At 48.6% G+C, this 4,025-nt stretch carries 4 protein-coding genes and 1 pseudogene; 1 reads left to right on the forward strand and 4 read right to left on the reverse strand.

Annotated features, from left to right (window positions below; genetic code table 11):
- From sdhB to sdhC, 4 genes and pseudogenes are all read right to left on the reverse strand, one after another.
- Positions 1-96, reverse strand: a pseudogene (sdhB, locus tag A3751_RS22130) (succinate dehydrogenase iron-sulfur subunit); the annotation flags it as partial.
- A gap of 9 nt (positions 97-105) precedes the next feature.
- On the reverse strand, positions 106-1,878 hold the full coding sequence (gene sdhA, locus A3751_RS07995) for a succinate dehydrogenase flavoprotein subunit (protein ID WP_068454133.1): 1,773 nt from the start codon (positions 1,876-1,878) through the stop codon (positions 106-108).
- 5 nt (positions 1,879-1,883) lie between these two features.
- A complete protein-coding gene (gene sdhD, locus A3751_RS08000; protein WP_068454135.1) occupies positions 1,884-2,228 on the reverse strand; it encodes a succinate dehydrogenase, hydrophobic membrane anchor protein in 345 nt (114 codons plus the stop codon).
- Complete coding sequence (gene sdhC / locus A3751_RS08005) at positions 2,222-2,596, reverse strand: succinate dehydrogenase, cytochrome b556 subunit (RefSeq protein ID WP_068454138.1); 375 nt, start codon at positions 2,594-2,596, stop codon at positions 2,222-2,224. Before sdhC ends, sdhD begins: the two co-directional genes overlap by 7 nt.
- A gap of 473 nt (positions 2,597-3,069) precedes the next feature.
- Between sdhC and gltA the strand changes: the two genes are divergently transcribed.
- Positions 3,070-4,025, forward strand: a 956-nt coding sequence (gene gltA, locus A3751_RS08010) for a citrate synthase (RefSeq protein ID WP_068454141.1), incomplete at its 3' end; no start/stop codon positions are given.

Raw genomic sequence — 4,025 nt, forward strand, 5'->3', positions numbered from 1 at the left:
CATCAAATCCTTACCTTCAGGAATCTCAACCTCAACATCTTCCATGTAAGGCACTTGGTCTTTCTCAGGATTGTATCGATAAATACTAACTAACATTGATATCTCCTAGTAAGAACGTATTTTAGGCGGGAAAGCCTCAACGGTTTTCGGTGCGAAATTAACGTCCCGCTTAGTCAACTCCTTCGTGACCGGGTTGAAGATAGAATGCTTCAGCCAGTTCTCATCGTCACGCTCAGTGAAGTCGTTGCGAGCATGCGCTCCTCGACTCTCCTTACGCCCCTCAGCACTAATCGCCGTCGCCACTGCAGTTTCATAGAGGTTGTCGAGTTCCAAAGCCTCAATCCGCGCGGTGTTAAAAGCCTGGCTCTTGTCGTCCAAGTATACGTTCTTGAGGCGCTCTCCGATTTCATCAAGCAGCTTGAGACCTTTCTGCATACTTTCTCCCTCACGAAATACGCCGAAGTATAGCTGCATCGTCTTCTGAAGGTCTTCTTTAATCGCGACAGAACTTTCACCGCTAGAAGAGCTGTTAAGACGATTGAGGCGAGTTAAGGCACTCTCTATATCGGAATCGCTTGCCTCATCATGAGTCAAACCTTCGCGAATCGACTTCTCTATTTGTAAACCAGCTGCGCGACCAAACACAACAAGATCAAGAAGCGAATTACCCCCAAGCCTATTCGCACCATGCACTGATACGCATGCCGCTTCGCCACAAGCGTATAGACCCTCAATAATCTGATCCGTTCCATCCGGATTCTGCATGATCGCCTCACCACCAATATTGGTAGGAATGCCGCCCATCATGTAATGACACGTAGGAACAACTGGAACCGGCGCCTTAACAGGATCGACATGGGCAAACGTCTTGGAAAGCTCACAGATACCCGGAAGACGAAGATTCAAAGTCTCTTCACCTAGGTGATCAAGCTTAAGCAAGACATGGTCTTTATTTGGACCGCACCCACGGCCCTCAAGAATTTCGAGAACCATAGAGCGAGCAACAACATCACGACCGGCAAGATCCTTCGCATTTGGAGCATATCGCTCCATGAATCGCTCACCTTCACTATTAATCAGGTAACCACCCTCGCCGCGACAACCCTCTGTGACCAGAGTACCTGCACCATAAATACCGGTTGGGTGGAACTGCCACATTTCCATGTCTTGGCCATGGAACCCAGCACGCAATGCCATACCCATACCGTCGCCAGTGTTAATCAAGGCATTCGTCGTTGACTGATAGATACGGCCTGCCCCACCCGTAGCCATTACCGTTGCTTTCGCCTTCACATAGACCGTTTCACCAGTCTCAATGCAGATTGCGATTACGCCAACAACTGCGCCCTTCTGGTTCTTAACAAGATCTACGGCATACCACTCATTGAGGAAAGTAGTGCCACCTTTAAGGTTGCCTTGATACAAAGCATGAAGAAGAGCGTGGCCGGTTCTATCCGCGGCAGCACACGTTCTCGCAGCCTGAGTTGGATCATCCGGCCCCTTAGACTGACCACCAAAAGGACGCTGATAAATACGACCCTCTTCTGTTCGCGAGAAAGGCAATCCCATATGATCTAGTTCAAATACGGCTTGCGGTCCGACAGAACACATGTATTCAATCGCGTCCTGGTCACCAATATAATCCGACCCCTTAACGGTGTCGTACATGTGCCAACGCCAATCATCGTTTGGATCCGCGCTCGCAATCGCACAGGTAATACCACCTTGCGCAGATACCGTATGGGAACGAGTAGGAAACACCTTCGTGATACAAGCAGTCTTAACGCCTGACTCTGTTAGCTGCAATGCAGCACGCATTCCGGAACCGCCGCCGCCGATTACGATAGCATCGTAGTTTAGCGTCCTTAATCCTTTCATTTAGACTACCCCCACAAAATCTGAACGCCCCACACGACGTAGGCGAACATCGCCACACCGCATACAGCTTGAAAAATAACTCGAACACCCGTCGCCTTCATGTAGTCAGTAGAAATAGTCCAAAGACCAACCCATGCGTGGGCGCCAATCGAGAAAAGAGCTAGAAGAGAAAATATACGCATCGGAGTACAATCGAATAAACCACTCCATTGCGCATAACTCAAATCAGGGTTAAGAACCAAATACCCCAAAATAAAAATTGTGTAGGCCGCCAAAATTACAGCTGTAAATCGCTGAATCAGCCAATCATAGAGGCCATTTCGACCCAAGCTCGTAACACTAGCTACCATATCCATACTCCAGCGAGAACAATTAGTACAACAGAGATGACGATCGTTGCTTTTGCAGCAAGCAAACCGCCCTCTAGAGTTTCACCAACACCTGTATCCATAATCAAATGCTTGATTCCGGCGACCAAGTGATAGAGCAATGCGGAGACAACTCCCCAAATGATCAGTTTCGCCAAGAACGAATCCAATAAGGCTTTGGCCTGATTAAAGCCTTCTTCGCTTTGAAGGGACAAATCCAGTCCATACATTAAAAACACCAAACCTACGAATAAAGCGACACCGGTAATACGGTGCGCAATCGAAGTAAGCGCAGGCAAAGGGAAGCTAAATTGAGTCAAATCTAGATTGACTGGTCTTTTATTCTCCACGGCTCTCTTCTCTCATTTAAAGTGACAAGCGACAAAACGCTTAACTGGCGGAAACGATACGCATGAAAATCAATTTTATATCACTGCACATCGACGTTGGTTGCGAGCAACCATAGTACAGAATCGTCAAGCGGCGAAAAACAGCTGTGATTCGGCGCCAGAATTATATTGAGGCAGGACAACAAACACAAACAAAGTATTAATTTTTATGGTTATTCAGGCTAGTTATAGCGGCGACGATTGACAATTATGGCTAACCCCCTATAGTGAACCGCCACTGACGATACTAGGGGGCTAAGCAGCCCAAAACCTTCAAATCGCTCGAGCAACAACCTTGCAATAACAATGCTTCGCACCGTTTGCTACATTAGTATTAGTGACGCGATAGCAGCGTTTTGCAATAATAGTCCGAACACCATAAAAACCGGAGCGAAGCCATCGCTTTGGGTAGTATTGAGCAATAGGAGAGCGCAATGACTGATAAAAAGGCTCAGTTATTGGTAGATGGTAAAACCATCGACTTACCAATGTATTCCGGCACAGTAGGCCCTGACGTAATCGACGTACGCGGCCTTGTGTCCGAAGGCCTGTTTACTTATGACCCAGGGTTCGTTTCCACAGCGGCATGTGAGTCATCAATCACCTACATTGATGGCGGCAAGGGTGTTCTTCTACACCGCGGCTACCCAATCGATCAGCTAGCTGAAAACTCCGACTACCTCGAGTTATGCCACCTACTCCTTCACGGAGAACTTCCTTCCAAAGAAGAGAGTGAGTCATTCCGCGCCACTGTGCGCAACCACACAATGGTTCACGACCAAGTACACCAGTTTTTCCGAGGCTTTCGTCGCGATGCTCACCCGATGGCGATCATGTGCGGTGTCGTTGGTGCATTGTCCGCGTTCTATCACGACTCTATGGATATTTCCGACGCTAAAGACCGTGAGATCGCCGGATTCCGCCTAATCGCGAAGATGCCGACGATCGCCGCGATGTGCTACAAATACTCCATCGGACAACCGTTCATCTATCCACGCAACAGCCTAGATTACGCTGAGAACTTCCTTCACATGATGTTCAGCACTCCTGCAGGAGATGTCTCATTTGACCCTGCAATTGTTCGCGCGATGGACCGTATTTTTATGCTTCATGCCGACCATGAGCAAAACGCGTCAACCTCGACAGTTCGTCTAGCCGGCTCTACTGGTGCAAATCCTTTTGCGTGTATCGCATCAGGTATCGCAGCTCTGTGGGGGCCAGCACACGGCGGTGCAAATGAAGCCGTTCTAAGTATGCTTAATGAGATCGGTGACGTTGCCAACATTGACGAGTTCGTTGCCAAAGCCAAGGACAAGAACGACCCGTTCCGCCTTATGGGATTCGGCCATCGCGTCTATAAGAACTTCGACCCTCGAGCCAAAGTTATGCG

The sequence above is a fragment of the Oleiphilus sp. HI0080 genome, from assembly GCF_001635135.1.